The organism is Enterococcus bulliens (assembly GCF_053761865.1).
In genome coordinates this window covers 58,803-77,734 of record NZ_JBSMXK010000006.1, presented here as the reverse complement: position 1 = coordinate 77,734, position 18,932 = coordinate 58,803, and the positions used below count along the sequence as shown (strand labels likewise).

Here is an 18,932-nt window from a genome sequence, read left to right as displayed (position 1 = left end):
AATAGGAGTGAACGAGTAGTGAATGAACAACTGTTATCAAAACGATTGGAACAAGTTGGACAATTTGTGCCAAAAGATGCACGCTTAGCCGATATTGGTTCTGATCATGCATATCTACCAGTAGCCTTAACGCTAAAAGGTGTACTTTCATATGCCATCGCAGGTGAAGTCGTTAAAGGGCCGTATCAATCGGCAAAACGTCAAGTAGAAAAGCAACATTTGCAACATGTCATCGATGTACGTTTAGCAGATGGATTAGAAGCCATCACGTTGGCAGACAAAATCGATACGATCACCATTGCTGGAATGGGGGGATCGTTGATTCGCTCGATTTTAGAAAATGGGGATCAAAAAAAACGTTTAGCACATCGCGAACGGTTGATTTTACAACCCAATATCGGTGAAAAAACATTACGCGAATGGTTGGTCGCGCATCGTTATAAGATTGTTGACGAAACCATTTTAACGGAAAACCAAAAAATCTATGAAATTATTGTAGCTGAACCAAGTGATACAGCAGTCGTCTATACGCCGCAAGATCTATTATTTGGGCCTATCTTACGACAACAGCACACACCGACACTTGTTGAAAAGTGGTCACGAGAAGCGAAACAAAGAGAATATGTATTGACTCAGTTGCAACAAGCAGCAACGTTAAACCAAGAAAAATATGATCAAACCAAGCAAGAATTGGATTGGATCATGGAGGAGTTGGCAACATGGTCTTAGGCAGCACGTTTATGAGCCGTTTTGAAGAATATTGCCCACAATGGCTTGCAGAAGAAAAAGATCCTGTAGGCCTACAAATCGGCACTTTAAATAAAGAAGTCAAAAGAGTCATGATGACACTTGATGTGCGCCCTGAAGTGGTAGCAGAAGCGATCGCAAAAAAAATCGATTTAGTGATTGCAAAACATCCACCGATTTTTAGACCAGTTCATACGCTTACGACAGAAGATCCACAAACGAAGATGTATATCGATTTGATCCAACATGATATCGCCGTTTATACAGCACACACCAATATGGATATTATCCACGATGGACTAAACGATTGGTTTTGTGAAGATTTATCCATTCAAGAAACGACGTATCTCAAAGCGACCCATACACTCCCTATGGCTGTATTCACGATCATAGACGCCCCTGAACGATTCGCTACGCAATTGGCGATGCGGTTTAAAGACTTAGCCGGCGGAATTGAGATCCTTGATACAAAACCACTGAAGTTTGCTGTGTTAGAAAAACAAGTAGCAGTCATTCAACAATGGTGTGATCGCCAAGGAGTACTCGCAACTAGTGAAAAAAGCCTGCAAATGCAAACATTTGGGATTGGCCGTGTGGGGACTCTCACGACACCTAAATCATTAGATGCGTTTGCAGCAGAGGTAAAACAAGCGTTCCATTTAGATGGCTTACGTGTTGTTCCGGCAAATAATCAAATGATTCGTACTGTTGCGATTTGCGGAGGTAGTGGAGGTAGTTTGTATCCAAATGCTTTAGAAAAACAAGCAGATGTCTATATTACAGGCGATCTGTATTACCATACAGCGCATGATTTACAAGCACTCGGATTAGCAGCAATTGACCCAGGACATCACATTGAAGAGCGATGTATTTTGACATTTGTTCAGAAAATGATAGAGTGGAGTCAAGTAGACGGTTTTGCCGTAGATGTAGTAGCCTCTACAGTGAATACCAATCCATTTTATTTTAAATAAATCAGTTAAAAGGTAGGCGTTTAGTATTATGTATGAAAATTTAGTTCCACGATTTATTCGTTATGTGAAAACAGAAACACGTTCAGATGCAACTAGTGACACGACACCCTCTACACCCACACAAATTGCGTTTGCAAAAGAATTAAAAAAAGAGTTAGAAACGATCGGTATGTCTGATGTCGTCTATAACGAAAGCAATGGATTCGTGATGGCGACGTTACCTAAAAACACTACGAAAGAAGTCCGTTCGATTGGCTTTATTGCACACATGGATACAGCTGACTTCAATGCCGTCGATGTAAATCCGCAGTTTGTCGAGAACTATGATGGTCAAACAACAATTCCGTTAGATGCAGAAGGAAAATATACACTTAACGTGAAGGACTTTCCAAATCTAGCACACTATAAAGGTCAAACACTGATTACGACAGATGGCTCGACTTTATTAGGATCAGATGATAAATCAGGCATCGCTGAAATCATGACTGCGATGGAATACTTACTTTCACATCCAGAAATTGAGCACGGTGAAGTAAAAGTAGCATTTGGTCCAGACGAAGAAATTGGTGTTGGAGCAGATAAATTTGACGTAGATGCATTTGCTGTCGATTTTGCCTACACGATGGACGGTGGACCAGTAGGTGAGTTGCAATACGAGACATTCAATGCCGCTCAAGCGGACATTACGATCTTAGGTAAAAATGTCCATCCTGGAACTGCAAAAGATACAATGATCAATGCGCTTCAATTAGGGATCGATTATCATAATGAATTACCTAAAGATGAAGTGCCAGAAAAAACAGATGGTGAACAAGGATTTTATCATTTAATGGCTTTTGATGGTACGACTGAAGAAGCAAGTTTGAGCTATATCATTCGTGACCATGATCGGACACGTTTTGAAGAGCGTAAAGCGATGATGATGACCATTAAAGATAAGTTAAATCAACACTTTGATCAAGAACGTGTACTGGTCAATGTATTTGATCAATATTACAATATGAAAGAAATTATCGAAAAAGACATGTCGATTGTGACGTTAGCAAAAGAAGCGATGATCGAATTAGGGATTGAACCCATTATCGAACCTGTACGCGGGGGAACTGATGGATCGAAAATTTCTTATTTAGGGATTCCAACACCAAATATCTTTGCTGGTGGTGAAAATATGCATGGACGGTTTGAATTTGTTGCTGTTGAGAGCATGGAAAAAGCCACGGATGTTATCATCAAAATTGTTGAAAATAATGCAAAATAACGTAGAATGAAGGAAAAAGAAGAAACTAGTCAGATGGTTTCTTCTTTTTTTCTAAATGAACCGTAAAAGGAAGGCTTTATTATGGAAACTGTCTTAATTATTTATAACGATTCTTCAGGAAATAACGAAGGACAAAACATTGCTACATCATTAACCAACTATTTACAAAAAGAACAACCTGAGTGGAACGTATGGACTCATGTATCTAACGCGGACACGAATCCAGAAGAGTTACGTGCATTTGCAACCAAACATGATGTCACACGGCTTGTATTTATCGGAGGCGATGGGACACTCCATCATTTGGTCAATACGTTTCGTTCACAAATGGAACAGTATACGGTCGGGATCATTCCAGGTGGGACGGTCAACAATTTTGCTCGCTCATTAAATCTACCGCTAAAACCACAAGGAGTCTTTCCTATTATCGCTCACGGCAGGCCTAAAGGTGTCGATTATGGTGTGATCAATGACAAAGAGGTCATCATCTCTACACTTACGATCGGTTTACTAGCAGATACAGCAGCTCGTGTTAGTCAAAAAGAAAAACAGACGTATGGTCCGCTTGCATTTATGAAACGGTTTTTCAGACTATTACGCAAAAAGAAGCGTTATCCACTAACCATCGAAACACCAACAAAACGTTGGGCAGGAAAATCTTCGTTAGTCACGATCACCATGACCAATTCTGCTGGTGGCTATGTCCATTTTGATGAATCAGCAGCTTCTGATGACGGCCAGATGCACATTACGGTTTTAAAACGAATCAATTTATGGCAAACGATACGTATTTTACCTAAAGTGATTTCTGGTAAATTAGCAGAAATTCAAGAAATCGATTATTTTTCGACCGATCAGGTGACGATTACATCGCAAAAAAACCATGTTCGAACTCGAACAGATGGTGATCCAACTGATGATCTACCGGTGACCATTAAAGTAGTGAAACAAGGGATGCGTGTTTTAGTGGCATCAGATCAAACCGTATGATCAGCTTATATGTTCTGGTGATGAATGGTTGGCTCTTTTTCTTAAAAACAAGAGTTTAAAGAAATGAGACAAAAAGAATAAACCAAAGCACTGTATAGTATAGCTAAACACCTCAGCACTCTGAATAAGGGATACTGAGGTGTTTTTTGATGAATGGACTTTTAAAATTGAAAGTAATCCGTAAGTTAAAGCGATGGTCTTTTTTTTAAGAAAAGGTAAAGTTTAAAGTAGAAGATCAGACGAATTATTTGACCTTTACTGACCATCGAGGTATAGTAAGCTTGTAAGGAAAAAATGTATGACACACGATGGGAGGAATACATCGATGGAAATTGAAAAAATGACAACGACTTTACAAAGTGCTTTAGCTGAAGCACAACAGATCGCGATAACCCGTCATCACCAAGAAATCGATATCGCACATCTTTGGAAGATTTTTTTACAGCCGAATCACTTTGCACGCAATCTATATAAGGATGCCGGTTTAGACGTAGACTTATTTGAACGTGAGATTGACCGTGAGTTAGATAAACTACCTGTAATTGAAGGATCACAAGTGACGTATGGTCAAAATATGAGTCAAAATTTATTTCACTTGTTTACACAAGCTGACCGAATTCGTAGTGAATTTGAAGATGAGTATCTTGCGACTGAGGTTGTCGTATTGGCTTTAATGGATATGAAAAATTATGGACTAACTAAATATCTACTACAACAAGGATTAACCTTAAAGAATTTAAAAGAATTAATTTTACAAATGCGAGGTGGAGAAAAAGTGACATCACAAAACCAAGAAGAAACCTATAAAGCATTAGAAAAATACGGTGTAGATTTAATCGAACAAGTCAAAAATGGAAAAATGGATCCAATTATCGGACGTGACGAAGAAATTCGAGACGTGATTCGGATATTGTCACGTAAGACAAAGAATAATCCAGTATTGATTGGAGAACCTGGAGTTGGGAAAACAGCGATTGTTGAAGGCTTGGCCCAACGAATTGTTCGTAAAGATGTACCTGAAAACTTAAAAAATAAAACAATCTTCTCTTTAGATATGGGTGCTTTGATTGCTGGAGCAAAATTTAGAGGAGAATTTGAAGAACGACTAAAAGCGGTATTGCAAGAAGTGAAAAAATCAGATGGACAAATCATCCTCTTTATTGATGAGATCCATACGATCGTAGGCGCCGGTAAAACAGAAGGCAGTATGGATGCTGGAAATTTATTAAAACCGATGCTTGCTCGGGGAGAATTGCATACGATCGGGGCAACTACACTTGATGAATACCGTCAATATATGGAAAAAGACAAAGCATTGGAGCGTCGTTTCCAAAAAGTCTTAGTAAAAGAACCAACTGTCGAAGACACGATTTCTATTTTGCGTGGTTTGAAAGAACGCTTTGAGATTCATCACGGTGTGAATATCCACGATAATGCCTTAGTTGCAGCAGCTACATTATCGGATCGATATATCACAGACCGCTTCTTACCAGATAAAGCCATTGATCTGGTCGATGAAGCTTGTGCGACGATTCGAGTGGAAATGAATTCGATGCCGACTGAATTAGATCAAGTAACACGTCGTTTGATGCAATTAGAGATCGAAGAAGCAGCTTTAAAGAAAGAAAAAGATGATGCTTCTAAAAAACGCTTGAATTCATTACAAGAAGAATTGGCAAACTTACGTGAAGAAGCCAATACGATGAAGATGCAGTGGGAGACCGAAAAAGAAGAAGTCAATGCCATTTCAACCAAACGGGCTGAAATCGACCGCGCTCGCCATGAATTAGAAGATGCTGAAAACAACTATGATTTAGAACGTGCTGCTGTTTTGCGTCATGGAACGATTCCACAGTTAGAACAAGAGTTAAAAGATTTAGAAGTCAAAAACCAACAAGAGATTTCACGAATGGTACAAGAATCAGTAACGGACAATGAGATCGCTACCGTTGTTGGTCGCATGACTGGAATTCCAGTCACAAAATTAGTTGAGGGCGAACGCGAAAAATTAATGAAATTAAATGAGACATTGCATTTACGCGTGATTGGACAAGATGAAGCGGTTGATGCAGTAAGCGATGCTGTCTTACGGTCTCGAGCAGGCTTGCAAGATCCAAATCGTCCACTCGGCTCATTCTTGTTCCTAGGGCCAACTGGTGTCGGAAAAACAGAACTGGCAAAAGCGTTAGCTGAAAATCTTTTTGATTCACAAGAGCATATGGTTCGCATCGACATGAGTGAATATATGGAAAAACATGCGGTCTCTCGTCTAGTAGGTGCACCTCCAGGCTATGTCGGATATGAAGAAGGGGGACAATTGACCGAAGCGGTACGTCGCAATCCCTATACGATCGTGTTATTAGATGAAATCGAAAAAGCACACCCAGATGTCTTCAATATCTTATTACAAGTATTAGATGATGGTCGTTTGACGGATTCTAAAGGACGTGTAGTAGACTTTAAAAATACCGTCATGATCATGACAAGTAATATTGGTTCACAATTATTACTTGAAGGTGTGACAAGCGAAGGGAAAATTCCAGAAGAAATCAAAGAGCAAGTCTTAACGATTCTTCGAGGTAGTTTTAAACCAGAGTTTTTAAATCGAATTGACGATACGATTTTATTTACACCACTAAGTTTAGATAATGTCGTGGGGATTGTCGATAAACTCGTTTCTCAAGTAACAAAACGTCTTGAGCATCAAGAAATCTATCTAACATTAAGTGATGAAGCGAAACGCTGGATTGCCAATGAAGCGTATGAACCTGCTTATGGTGCACGTCCGTTGAAACGATTTATCACTAAAGAAGTCGAAACACCACTAGCAAAAGAGATTATTTCTGGTCGAATAACACCAAAAACGAACGTTACGATCGAATTGTTAGAAGGAAATTTAGTATTTGAAAATACACCGATTGAAGATTAGATGAAGAGTGAGCATACGATAAAATAGTTGCTCTTCTTTTAAAAAGGATGCTATACTGAATATGCGAAATGAGATAAGTGTTCGATGAGTAATAAAAGCCACCCCTATTGCGAGTAGGGGTGGCTTTTTTTTGCGCTAGCTGCGATTCTAGCGTATGGGTTAGCAAAGCAACTTGCTTAGTCATCGTCTTTCTCGTCTAACCAATGAGAAACTAGTTGAATTACTAGCCCAACGAAAAGTGGCGCGATAACCAATGAGATAAGGTCTTTCATGAGTAATACCCCCAATTGGGGCAAGTTGCCAATTATGAGTATAACATAGAAATGAAGCTAGTGATCAACCAAGCTTGAACCCTTTCAAGGAATCAATGATCTCATCGTCAGTGATACCGATGTAGCGTTTTGTTATTTCTTGAGAACTATGGTTAAAGATCATCATGAGTGTTGCGATATCATGAGTCTTTTTATAAAAATGGTAGCCAAATGTCTTACGCAACGTATGGGTTCCAATATCATCACGACCCAATTTTTCAGCAATCTCACTATACAATTGATAGACTCTTTTTTCGCTAATGTGACGACCTTGTTGTCGACTAGGGAACAGCCAATCCTCTGCTTTCATCTCTTGTGTATACGCCTCGAATTCTTCGCGTAGACTATCGATAAAGATCGCTTTTTTCTTGCCCGTCTTTTTTTCAATGATCATAGGCTTTTTGACATGACGGATATCACCGACTTTTAAAGATACGATATCTGAAATACGTAAACCATTATTGATACCAAATAAAAATAAAAATTGATCTCGTTTATGGTTTGGTGTTCGACGTAACCAAAATTGAAAATCTTGGATTTCTTCGGTGGACCGTAATGGCTCGACTTTATAATTCATAAAATTATCTCCTTAGATAAAAATATTCTGACATATCAATTTTCATTATATAGCAAAAAAATTACTATCTCAAGTTTTACTAGTGTGAAAACCTAGGAAAAACAAGTGTTTAAGATAGCTATTTTATCTAAAATAGCGATGTCAGAATACTCTAACGATTTAACGACAGAGATCTTGTTTTACAATTGATGTAGAGAATCGTATGAAAACGAAAAAAGAGTTGTGACAGAAGTCTGTCACAACTCTTTTAAAAATAATCACCGAAATAAGCTTCCATATCCGGAATGATTCGTTCTAAGGTCAATAAGGTTTCTTGTGTGGTATGCAAACGCTCGATTCTAGCTAAGTAAGCTGCACGACGATAGTTCATCATCAAACAGGTTAAGGTTTGAATATCTACAGTCACGGCATCGCCAATGGGTTCATGCCCAATGATCACACGATGATCGATTTCATTATAGGTCAAACTAAAAATACCTGTATTCCACTTTGCAACAGGATCGGTTACGACAAAATGAAACGGGCGGTCAAATGACTTGAATGGATAACGAGCCAAAAATTGGGTAACATCTACAATTCGCGCCATATAATAGGGTTCGATCGTTTCTTTTATCTGGCCGTCTTCTAATAAGAAGGCTAACGGTTCATTTTTATAGATATTGCCTTTCACCCAGTAGATCATTGAAAAATGAGCACTAATAAAATTCCATAATCCGTTACGGGCTTCTTGGGTCAAATAAAACATTTCACGAATGTGGAAAACTTCTTCTGCTACCCAATAAAACAACACACCTTGTGGTTTTTGCTGCGCATCATAATAGATGGCAGCAGTTCGTTCTTCTTCATTTTCATAGCGCCAATATTCTTCCCAGTTAAACGGTGTACGCTGTAAGGCACCATGATTGACTGTTGCAAATTGATCGTAGACTGCAAAAACATCTGGATGATCGACTTCTTGACGTTCTACATAACCTGAGACAGGAACTGTTTCTGGCAATTGCGTGTCTCGAATCGAAAATGTCAATTTATCCGACATGATCTCCCAACCTTTGCGACGATAGTAAGGGATATTATAGGGATAGAGATAAGAGATCCATTGACCATCTTGACGCATTTGATTTAACGCACGTTCCACTAACGCTTGCATGAGACCGTGTCCTGCGTATTCAGGATACGTCCCAACACCAGTTACGCCACCCATTTGGTACATCGTTCCGTGGATGTTGACGGTACAAGGATAGATGGCGATTTGTGAGATTAATTTTTCTTTGTGGAACCAACCGAAAACTTTGGATACTTCTAAAATCGGTTTTTTAGATTTGATCATCTCCCGTTTACTGTCAAATCCACTTTCTTCAATATCTGCTTCTGTAATCTGAAACACATAACTTAGTAATTCATTAAATTGATCCACATCAGTTTCTTCGACATTGCGTATTTCAAACGCTTGACTTGAGTCGATATCCATATTTTCTCCTCCAATTGTTCGATTTCCTACATGAAGTATACCAAAGAATAAAAAGTTTGTTTAGTCCGAGTAGATAAAACACTTTTATTCTTTAGCATGCGTTGGTATAATAAGAAAAGTTGATTAAAGAAATGAAGGAGTAACTATGCATACACTAGAAGAAATGAAACAGCGCCAAGAGATGATACGAAACTTTTCGATCATTGCGCATATCGATCACGGCAAGTCGACCTTAGCCGATCGGATTTTAGAAAAAACGAATACTGTTTCTTCACGCGAAATGCAAGCGCAATTATTAGATTCAATGGATCTAGAGCGTGAGCGTGGAATTACGATCAAATTAAATGCAGTTGAATTAAACTATACCGCTAAAAATGGAAAAACGTATATTTTTCACTTGATCGACACTCCTGGACATGTCGATTTCACCTACGAAGTCTCTCGTAGTTTAGCTGCTTGTGAAGGTGCCGTTTTAGTAGTCGATGCGGCTCAAGGAATTGAAGCGCAAACGTTGGCGAATGTCTACTTAGCCTTAGACAATGACTTAGAGATTTTGCCAGTTATCAATAAAATCGATCTTCCTGCAGCAGATCCAGAGCGTGTTCGTACTGAAATCGAAGATGTGATTGGAATCGATGCAAGCGAAGCGGTATTGGCTAGTGCAAAAGCGGGAATCGGAATCGAAGAGATTTTAGAACAAGTCGTTGATCTTGTGCCTGCACCGCAAGGAGATGTTGAAGCACCATTAAAAGCATTGATCTTTGATTCAATTTATGACGCTTATCGTGGGGTCGTATTGAATATCCGGGTAATGGATGGTGTGGTAAAACCAGGTGATAAGATCCAAATGATGAGTAATGGGAAAACATTTGAAGTCACAGAAGTTGGTATTTTTTCACCAAAAACTATCAAGCGTGATTATCTAATGGTCGGAGATGTAGGCTATATCACAGCTGCAATCAAAACGGTTCAAGATACACGTGTGGGAGATACTGTGACACTGGCGAATAATCCAGCAACTGAAGCTTTAGAAGGGTATCGTCAGATGAACCCGATGGTCTATTGTGGATTGTATCCAATCGATACGTCTCGTTACAATGACTTGCGTGAAGCATTAGAAAAACTACAATTAAATGATGCCGCATTGCAATTCGAACCTGAAACGTCTCAAGCCTTGGGATTTGGGTTTCGTTGTGGGTTCTTAGGACTCTTGCATATGGATGTTATCCAAGAGCGTTTAGAGCGTGAATTTAATCTGGAGTTGATCACGACAGCACCATCTGTAATTTATCATGTCAATAAAACAGATGGCACACAAATGACCGTGGACAATCCGGCAGATTTTCCAGAACCAGTTACAATCGATAATGTAGAAGAACCGTATGTCAAAGCAACGATCATGGTACCAAACGATTATGTTGGCGCTGTAATGGAATTGTCTCAACGTAAACGTGGAGATTTTGTGACGATGGATTATTTAGATGATTATCGTGTGAATGTCGTTTACGAGATTCCATTATCAGAAATCGTCTTTGATTTCTTTGATAAACTAAAATCAAGTACCAAAGGGTATGCGTCACTCGATTACGAAATGTCTGGCTATCGCCCAAGCCGTTTAGTGAAAATGGATATTTTATTAAATGCTGAAAAAGTTGATGCTTTAGGCTTTATCGTCCATCGTGATTTTGCATTTGAACGCGGAAAAGCGATCGTTGAGAAATTGAAAAAATTAATCCCTCGTCAACAATTTGAAGTGCCGATTCAAGCAGCAATCGGACAAAAAATCGTTGCCCGTTCAGACATTAAAGCCTTACGCAAAAATGTATTGGCGAAATGTTATGGTGGAGACGTTTCACGTAAACGTAAATTACTGGAAAAACAAAAAGAAGGTAAGAAACGAATGAAACAAATCGGATCAGTTGAAGTACCTCAAGAAGCTTTCATGGCTGTATTGAAAATGGACGACGATGAACCGAAAAAATAAATATAAAAAGAAGACGTATCTCATACGTCTTCTTTTTATATTTATACAACTTTTTTGATTAGATTTTAAAAATAACAAATGAACAAAAGGTTGAGAGGTATGAAAAATCAGAGTATAGTAGATTTATACACAAAAAAGCACCTAAGCAGGGCGGTGCTTAGGTACTACGACAAATCGGCAATAAACCTGAATCTCATTGTAATAAAAGGGAGATGTGCAATGTTTTTGATGAGTGTACCGATTTGTCCGTTGGCTTACTTACCAACAATTCGATTGTACACCACTTCACGAATAATAGAAACAAAAACACTAGTCATAAATAAAAAGAAATAAAATAACTGAACAAATCATCAATAAGTGTGTGAAAAAAATCAAAAAAAAGGCAGTAACGCTTCATTTTTGAATATGGTATACTAAGTAAAAATACAACGAGGTGAGTCCGATGACCACAAATAAATATGTCTATCCCCATCCGATTAATCTATATATTATTAGTTATTTGGATATGCCTGTAGATCAATTCTGTGCTTTATATGGATTTATCCAATCCACTGTTGCAACTTGGGTCTCACGTGATCGTAAAGTGGAAACGTTACCTGCTTCTTTTATTTACGCTTTGTCATTAGCCTCTAGTCGCGATATGAGTTTTGTATATGAAAAATTATTGGACTATCAATCAACGTATTTAAAAGAGTTAGAACAAGGGCAAAAAATCAAAAAAGAAATCGAGTAAAATTGTAAAGGAGGAAACGCGCTGTGCGTGATTTTCAACAAGAATTAAATGATTTGGCTTCAGGAAATAAACCAACACTTGAAGTTACACGAGAAGAATTTTTAGTATTTAGAGAGATATGGACCACACGAAAAGACCGTGAGTCTTTTGTAGGTGAAGCACACCAAAACGGCAGTGTCACGTATCGATATCTACCAAAAGTGTAAGTCAATAGTCAATCTTTTGCTCAAATCTTGAAATCAGGATACAATAGAGAAAAGAAAGGACTGATTGAGATGGGAAAATTATTTAGAAATACGAAAACCGGTAAAGTTTTATCTGAAGATGAGTACAAGGATCAGCTTTTAACGAATGCACAAGCCAATGCATATGACATGGGAATGACTGGTATGGACATTTTAGATGATGCTGTTCCAGGAAGTACGATGGATGAATATGAAGAATATTTTGAAGAAGAGTAAAGCTTAGGAGAACATTCCTAAGCTTTTTTTGTATAAATAGACGATCGCCTACCAAGCAAGCTTGATAGGCGATCTAACGATACGATATTTTATTTAAAGTTGCAGCCAAACTATTACTCAAATTCGACTTATTTCTCATTTAAACGACCCATACCCTTAACCTCTTATGGGTCCTTGTAGCTCTAAAACTACGCCAGTTGGAATAAATTTCAGCGAAATATAGAAAAATTGTTGCTAATCTATCTTTTCGTATATACTTATACTAACACAACATATAAAAAATAGATAGGAGAGCATATGGAACTTAAGATTCGCTTAGCAACTGCATCTGATTTGGATGCAATCGATCAACTCATTCAAGATGCGATCATCTCAATGGCAACTAAAGGGCTACCTCAATGGCAAAATGGTTATGGTCCAACTCGTGAACAATTTATAAAAGAAATCGCGCAAAAACAAGTGTATGTCGGGGACTACCAACAAACACTTGCAGCTGTTGCTTCTGTTATCCCAGGGATCGACCCAGTTTATACGAAAGTTCAAGGTGCCTTTCATCAAGATTCACTAACAGAATACCAATCGATTCATCGCTTTGCCATCAATCAGCGACTAGAAGTAAAAGGGTTAGGAAAAAAATGGCTGTCTCTTCTTCTCCAGCTGACTCTTGACCAAAATGGACGGGATATTCGTATCGATACCCATCCATTGAATATTGGGATGCAAAAGGTGATTTTAGCCAATGCCTTTGTCTATTGTGGTACGATCCAATTTCCGATCCCAGATGGCCAACGCTACGTTTATCAATATTTTAAGGAATCACTAGAAAAAACTTGTCACTAAAAAGATTGCTTGATAAGATAAGGTAGAGAAGGATGGTGCATCATGAACAAACGAATGAAAAAGAAAAAAGCATACAAAGCCTATATTAAAGATATTTTTGAAGGATATGAAAAAATGCTTGAAAATCCGGAGCTCGACTCTTTGACGTTTACTTACTTACACGAACAAACTTCATTGACACGAGATGAGCACAAACAAATTCGTTTCTTAACGATCGACAAAGCATAAAAAAGGGATAGAATATCCCTTTTTTATTATTCTAAAGAGGAGGGGACTATATGACATTAGATCAGAACAAGTCTCAATCAGATTTTCACGAAATCAAAGATACTGCGTCATTTCAAGTAGGGTCGATGTTAAAAGAGCTTCAGGAATTTGAACAGGCAATCAAAACAGAAAATATTCCAGTGATCTATCGTATCTATAAAGGGCGCTTACATAATGAGATCAACGCTACTGCCAACCAGCATCATGAAATCGATGAATTGCTGATGCAAAAAATGCATGATCAATTTACAGCGATGTTTCCGTTTATGACATTGATCTCACGACCTTCTGCAACGATTCAACAGTATCAAATGGACCAGTATTATCATGAACGTGCCACGATCGTTTTAGATGCAAGTGAGCCAAGTGTTTTCATTTTACCAAGTGTAGAAGACGAATGGTTGGCCTATCAAAAAGACCAGCAAGCAGCTTTGCGAACAATTGAGAAAAAGATGGATGAGCTTGATGCACGTGCGATTACCTTAAATGCAGAAGCAGAAGAATTGTCTCAGGAGAAAGCGAAGATACTTGAAGCGATCCAAGCGAAAAAAGAGGAATCAAAAGGGTTCTTTGGTCGCGAAAAACATTCAGAAGAGCTAGAGCGTATGGAGCAATACAGCAAAAGCGTTGATACAAAATTAACTGAAGTCAAACAGTTACTTGCTGATCAAACGACGTTAGCCACTGAAAAAGAAGCCTTGATGCAGACTTATGAACATTTGCGATTAAAACAAGCCATTATTACAAAAGAGTTTCGCTTGATTACGACATACTTCGGTTCATTTGAAGAGATGACGCAACAGCTAGAAGCCTTTTTACGAACCTATGTAAACGAGGAGGAGGGGCACTATGAAATCTGAACCACAAACGAAAACGAGTGATGAGATTGAAGTCATCAAAAAATCAGTTGTCACACTTGAAGAGGTTTCAGCACCTTCGACTTCTACGATTCCATTAGATCAAACAGAATTTGTCGAATATGAGAATGAGAAAAAGGCGCTCCACGAAACAATCTTAGCAAAAATCGAGCAAACAGAAGCCGTCTTAGCTGATTTGAAATTACAAAAATTATTAGCAGAAGCCGACTTCCCTTCACTAGTGAATGCTTTTTGTAAGTTTTCTCCAGATCAAGTGGAAATTTCTGCTACTGCTAAAGCACAATTAGAAGATTATGTGTTGTTTTACTTATTATATCCATTGAAGCAAGGAAATCTACAGAAAACAAGTAACGAACGAGTTTGGCAAGCAAAGCACTTTTTGATTCGATACCAGCTGAAACAAACACATTTGACTTTAGAAATCAAGATCCCAGTGACAGATGCGCGTTTTGATAGTGACTATTTGCCTTTATTTGATCTTGATTTAGAAAATATGCACGTTGACGTATATGAAAAAGAAGTTATGACATTGATTCATTTATGGCACAGTAAGAAGATCTTTTCTCGTAGTCAGCTATCTTTGATCAATTACGATCTGAATCGTTTAATCGCAAACTTTAAAGACTTGAAATTTGAGGTCAAAGAAAACTTTTTAGACAATACGTTGGTCTTGGAGCGACAAGTCACAAGTCCTGTAACGCTTAGTCCCATGATCTTAGATCAAATTTTTATCGTCTTAATGGATAACCCACAATACGATCTTCATAAATTGGGTACCCAACATTACCAAATCATTTTAGACCATGGCCAAACGATCGAAATACAACAATCTGAAGATCAGTTGACACTAGCCTTGGATTCAAATAATCGTAAACGATCGATTTTAGATTTTTTTACTCACTATCCATTTTTAGTTCCTTTACTCATCTTATAATAACCAACAAAACAGCTGCAGGCGATGCAGTTGTTTTTATTTAGGAGGATATATGCCAATAGACCAACGTACCAAAGAAGAATGGGATGATTTTACAGAAGAATATTATGAAATCCAACAAGAATCTTTTGCGACCATTACGACAGACATTGCGGACTATTTAACTCAAGTAGGGGTATTGCCGACTCAAGATTTTGTCGATCTAGCAGGAGGGTATGGGAAATACATCCCGGCGATCTTACCTGCTGTAGAACAGTATCACTTAGTCGACTTTTCTAAGAAGATGTTGCAAAAAGCTGCTGAACTTTATTCTAAAGACAACATCCAATTCATCCATACGACCCAATTAGATTTTTTTACGTATTCTGCTTTTAACCAATACGATTGTCTCTTTTCTGCCTTAAATCCTGCGATGAATTCGATAGAAGACTTGATTCAAGCACTGCGTGTAGCGGAACGCTATGTTTGTTTAGTCGATTTGGTCGAAGATACAGAAGAGCTGTTTACGACGATAGAAACGAAGCTCTATGGAAAACCTGCTCCTTCATTTTTAACCACAGTTGTTCAATTTGCAAACGAAAACGGATTGCCTTGGCATCAAAAAGAGTTTACGTATAAACAAACAGAACTACTGGAAAAAAGCTTTGTTCTAGATTATTTTGCACAAGAACTAGAAGCGTTTCCTGAACTTATGACAATGATCGAACATTATTTTTCCGATCAAATAAAAAAAGAATCGACACACACAGTCACATTTTCGCTAGTTGTATTGATTAAATAGAAGAAAGAGAGGTAAGGTGAAATGGATCCCCTTGATTTTTTAGATAAACAAGCACAACAGCAAGTCCAGATCTTACGTTTTTTGATTCGAAAACAACGTCTAGTCTCCATTGATACCTTACTAGACGCATTTTCGCTTTCGACACCGACGATTCAAAAAGCTGTAACGACATTAAAAGAAAAGTTATCCTTATTTGATGAACGAGCAACCCTTTTGGTCTTAGAAAAAACGCAATTACAACTATCCCTACCGGATACGTTTGATCTGCGTGCCTTTTTATACGAGAGTTATTATGCTGAAAGTATCGATATTCATTTAATCGACCAGTTGTATCTTACTAGAGAACTGTCGATTACTAAATTGACATTTGATCTGCAAGTAAGTGAAGCCTCGATCTTTAGACGATTAAAAAAATTGAATCAGTTGCTTGCAGATTTTGATGTGCATTATAAAAATAAAGAGCTTGTGGGCCGTGCTGAGGATTTACAATTATTTTATTATTCATTTTATATGCAGATCTATCCAATCAAGTATTTAGCAAAGCGGTTTTACCGTGAAAGTTTTTTGCAATTACTGACTATCTTTGAATCGGTACTGATCATTCAATTCACACCCATCCAAAAGACAAAACTAATGATATGGTTAAGCGTGATGGAGCGGCTATTGGATATTCGTATCACACACCGGTATACGAAACTACCAGATATCTTTTTCGATTCTCGATTCAATCAGCTGGAACAAGTTTTTTTGCGTTTTTCAAGTCGTTATGCGATGCAATGGCCTAAAGAAGCGATCAGTTGGTTTTATTTATTCTTACAAGCCGAAGGAATCCTTCCACTTCATGAGAATCTATACCATCAGTGGGAAAAGATGGTCACGAATCTATTAACGATTTTAAAGGTTACAACGAAAGAAGAGGGGATGATCCAGCATTTAATGCGGATTCATTTATATATTGCGTACCAAAAAATGATTTGGCAACCTCAGTTTTTAGGAACACCAAGATTATCCGATACACAGCCGAATCAATTCCATGAATTGATGGAAGAAGTAGAGGCATGGATTCCTTCGCGATTAAATACGTTAAAATGGGAGTACCTCGACCATGAATATGCGCGAATCCATGCATTTAATCAACAACCACAACAGCAAGAAGTTCATTTGACGTATGCATTAATGATGAACGATTATTTTTTACAAGCAGAAACCAAACAGCTTTTGACCCAACTAAGCCAACAACTCAAAATCAAATTAAGGGATACAGATTGTAAACACGCAGATCTTTTGATTACAACGGAAACGTTTGAGTTGAATGAAACACAAGCAACAGTGTATTTGTCTGTTTCCAAATGGACAACTTATGATAAAGATCAGCTAATCCAGCTGCTGACTACATTAAAACGACAAAAAGGAGTGGACGTATGAGAGTAGTGATTATAGGTGCTTCTCATGCCGGGATCAGTGCGGCAACGCAACTTAAACAGTTGAATCCAAAAATTGATGTGGTTCTAATCGAAAGAACGCATAGTCTAGCCTATCTAGCGAGTGCACTACATTTAATATTAGCTGATCAATTGGAGACATTAAAGCAAGGACAACGAATGACACTTGATGAACTGATTCGTTTGAATATCCATGTCATGCTCGATACGAATGTAACTAAAATTGATCCCAAACAAAAGACCGTTACGCTAAACACTATAGATGAAACTGCGGAGACCTTAAGTTATGATTGCTTGATTTTAGCGATGGGGTCGACCCAACCGCAAATTCCAATTGAATTTCAGACAGGGGAGATCACGACATATAAAAGTTTTAAAGCTGCAACACGGGCACTCGAAAAATTTGAACAAGTCGATCAAGTTGCTATTATTGGCGCAGGATTGATTGGATTAGAACTTGCAGATGCATTAAAAAATCAAAAAGAAGTTGTATTGATCGATAGAATGAATGATGTTTTATTTCGCTACTTTGATTCAGAGTTAACGCATATTATCAAAGAACATCTTCGTCAAAATGTTACGATTTACTTAGGTGAGACGATTCAAAAGATCGTTAAACATGACAAGACACAAGAGATTCATTTACGTGAAAAACAACTGATGACTCAAGCAATCGTATATGCAGTAAATCCAAGACCGACGATCGACCTAGTCGCAGACTTTTTAGAAATCACACTGGATGGAACGATCAAAACCGATGCGTTTTTGCGAACTTCAGACGAACATATTTATGCGATTGGGGACTTGATCTCATTACCTTTTAAAAATACTCAAGAAACCAGTTATATTCCTTTGTTAAGTAATGCCATCACGACAGGATTGGTTGCAGCCCAAAATATCGTACTTGGCAATCAATTGATATGTCCTAGTGTGCAACGTACAGTTGTATCTAGTTTCTTTGGACTACACGTAGCGTCTACTGGAATTACACAAGAAGAAGCGCCTTATTACGGTATTTCAAGTGATTCTTATACGAAAACGTTCCATTTGCACGCGCATAAGCAACCAAAAAAAGCATTTGTGACCTTAAAACTAGTCTACAAAACAGATACTAAGCAATTAATTGGTGGTCAATTGTTGACCGATTCGAGTCACTATGTCGATTGGATTGATTTGATTTCACTAGCAATCAATCAAGAAACATCGATTGATACATTAGCTGTTATGGATTTTTATTTTCAGCCATTGTTTAACGAGCCGATTCATCCAGTTAGTCAAGTTGCGCTGGCTATTTTAGCAAAAAATCCAAACACGTAAAATATTTTTACGTGTTTGGGTAATTTAGAGACCTTAAACCT

At 38.0% G+C, this 18,932-nt stretch carries 19 protein-coding genes; 16 read left to right on the top strand and 3 right to left on the bottom strand.

Features of this window, described 5'->3' with window-relative positions:
* Positions 1–18: 18 nt before the first annotated feature.
* The 5 genes from ACWOEC_RS04780 to clpB all read left to right on the top strand — a co-directional run bounded on the left by ACWOEC_RS04780 (position 19) and on the right by clpB (position 6,898).
* On the top strand, positions 19–729 hold the full coding sequence (locus ACWOEC_RS04780) for a tRNA (adenine(22)-N(1))-methyltransferase (RefSeq protein ID WP_455306393.1): 711 nt from the start codon (positions 19–21) through the stop codon (positions 727–729).
* Positions 720–1,721: a Nif3-like dinuclear metal center hexameric protein gene (locus ACWOEC_RS04775; RefSeq protein ID WP_455306391.1), complete on the top strand. Its 1,002-nt coding sequence runs from the start codon at positions 720–722 to the stop codon at positions 1,719–1,721. Before ACWOEC_RS04780 ends, ACWOEC_RS04775 begins: the two co-directional genes overlap by 10 nt.
* Before the next feature lie 28 nt (positions 1,722–1,749).
* A complete protein-coding gene (gene pepT / locus ACWOEC_RS04770) occupies positions 1,750–2,979 on the top strand; it encodes a peptidase T (protein ID WP_455306389.1) in 1,230 nt (409 codons plus the stop codon).
* Positions 2,980–3,060: 81 nt separating this feature from the next.
* A complete protein-coding gene (locus tag ACWOEC_RS04765) occupies positions 3,061–3,969 on the top strand; it encodes a diacylglycerol/lipid kinase family protein (RefSeq protein ID WP_455306387.1) in 909 nt (302 codons plus the stop codon).
* Positions 3,970–4,294: 325 nt separating this feature from the next.
* Positions 4,295–6,898, top strand: a complete 2,604-nt coding sequence (gene clpB / locus ACWOEC_RS04760) for an ATP-dependent chaperone ClpB (RefSeq protein ID WP_455306385.1) — start codon at positions 4,295–4,297, stop codon at positions 6,896–6,898.
* Positions 6,899–7,074: 176 nt separating this feature from the next.
* Here clpB and ACWOEC_RS04755 read toward each other — a convergent pair whose 3' ends face one another.
* The 3 genes from ACWOEC_RS04755 to ACWOEC_RS04745 all read right to left on the bottom strand — a co-directional run bounded on the left by ACWOEC_RS04755 (position 7,075) and on the right by ACWOEC_RS04745 (position 9,254).
* Positions 7,075–7,170 (bottom strand): type I toxin-antitoxin system Fst family toxin, encoded by a 96-nt coding sequence (locus ACWOEC_RS04755; protein WP_297077926.1) that lies wholly within the window; start codon positions 7,168–7,170, stop codon positions 7,075–7,077.
* Between the two features lie 64 nt (positions 7,171–7,234).
* Positions 7,235–7,786: a tyrosine-type recombinase/integrase gene (locus ACWOEC_RS04750; protein ID WP_455306382.1), complete on the bottom strand. Its 552-nt coding sequence runs from the start codon at positions 7,784–7,786 to the stop codon at positions 7,235–7,237.
* 247 nt (positions 7,787–8,033) lie between these two features.
* Complete coding sequence (locus ACWOEC_RS04745; protein WP_455306380.1) at positions 8,034–9,254, bottom strand: GNAT family N-acetyltransferase; 1,221 nt, start codon at positions 9,252–9,254, stop codon at positions 8,034–8,036.
* 145 nt (positions 9,255–9,399) lie between these two features.
* On the opposite strand from ACWOEC_RS04745, the gene lepA reads away from it, so the two are divergent.
* The 11 genes from lepA to ACWOEC_RS04690 all read left to right on the top strand — a co-directional run bounded on the left by lepA (position 9,400) and on the right by ACWOEC_RS04690 (position 18,891).
* Positions 9,400–11,238 carry a translation elongation factor 4 gene (gene lepA, locus ACWOEC_RS04740; RefSeq protein WP_455306378.1) on the top strand — a complete coding sequence of 613 codons (1,839 nt, stop codon included), beginning with the start codon at positions 9,400–9,402 and terminating at the stop codon, positions 11,236–11,238.
* A gap of 442 nt (positions 11,239–11,680) precedes the next feature.
* Positions 11,681–11,971, top strand: coding sequence for a type III secretion system protein PrgN (locus tag ACWOEC_RS04735; RefSeq protein ID WP_455306376.1), 291 nt, complete (start codon positions 11,681–11,683; stop codon positions 11,969–11,971).
* A 23-nt stretch (positions 11,972–11,994) separates the two neighbouring features.
* A complete protein-coding gene (locus ACWOEC_RS04730; RefSeq protein WP_455306374.1) occupies positions 11,995–12,177 on the top strand; it encodes a hypothetical protein in 183 nt (60 codons plus the stop codon).
* A 69-nt stretch (positions 12,178–12,246) separates the two neighbouring features.
* Positions 12,247–12,432, top strand: a complete 186-nt coding sequence (locus ACWOEC_RS04725) for a hypothetical protein (protein WP_297077915.1) — start codon at positions 12,247–12,249, stop codon at positions 12,430–12,432.
* A gap of 297 nt (positions 12,433–12,729) precedes the next feature.
* Entirely contained in the window at positions 12,730–13,272 is a 543-nt protein-coding gene (locus tag ACWOEC_RS04720; RefSeq protein WP_455306372.1) for a GNAT family N-acetyltransferase, read from the top strand.
* 42 nt (positions 13,273–13,314) lie between these two features.
* Entirely contained in the window at positions 13,315–13,500 is a 186-nt protein-coding gene (locus ACWOEC_RS04715; RefSeq protein ID WP_455306370.1) for a hypothetical protein, read from the top strand.
* Between the two features lie 50 nt (positions 13,501–13,550).
* Positions 13,551–14,399 carry a hypothetical protein gene (locus tag ACWOEC_RS04710; RefSeq protein ID WP_455306368.1) on the top strand — a complete coding sequence of 283 codons (849 nt, stop codon included), beginning with the start codon at positions 13,551–13,553 and terminating at the stop codon, positions 14,397–14,399.
* Entirely contained in the window at positions 14,389–15,351 is a 963-nt protein-coding gene (locus ACWOEC_RS04705) for a hypothetical protein (protein ID WP_455306366.1), read from the top strand. Before ACWOEC_RS04710 ends, ACWOEC_RS04705 begins: the two co-directional genes overlap by 11 nt.
* 52 nt (positions 15,352–15,403) lie before the next feature.
* Positions 15,404–16,132, top strand: a complete 729-nt coding sequence (locus ACWOEC_RS04700; protein ID WP_455306364.1) for a class I SAM-dependent methyltransferase — start codon at positions 15,404–15,406, stop codon at positions 16,130–16,132.
* 21 nt (positions 16,133–16,153) lie between these two features.
* Positions 16,154–17,557 (top strand): helix-turn-helix domain-containing protein, encoded by a 1,404-nt coding sequence (locus tag ACWOEC_RS04695; RefSeq protein WP_455306362.1) that lies wholly within the window; start codon positions 16,154–16,156, stop codon positions 17,555–17,557.
* Positions 17,554–18,891 (top strand): FAD-dependent oxidoreductase, encoded by a 1,338-nt coding sequence (locus tag ACWOEC_RS04690; protein ID WP_455306360.1) that lies wholly within the window; start codon positions 17,554–17,556, stop codon positions 18,889–18,891. Before ACWOEC_RS04695 ends, ACWOEC_RS04690 begins: the two co-directional genes overlap by 4 nt.
* The last annotated feature ends 41 nt before the right edge of the window (positions 18,892–18,932 follow it).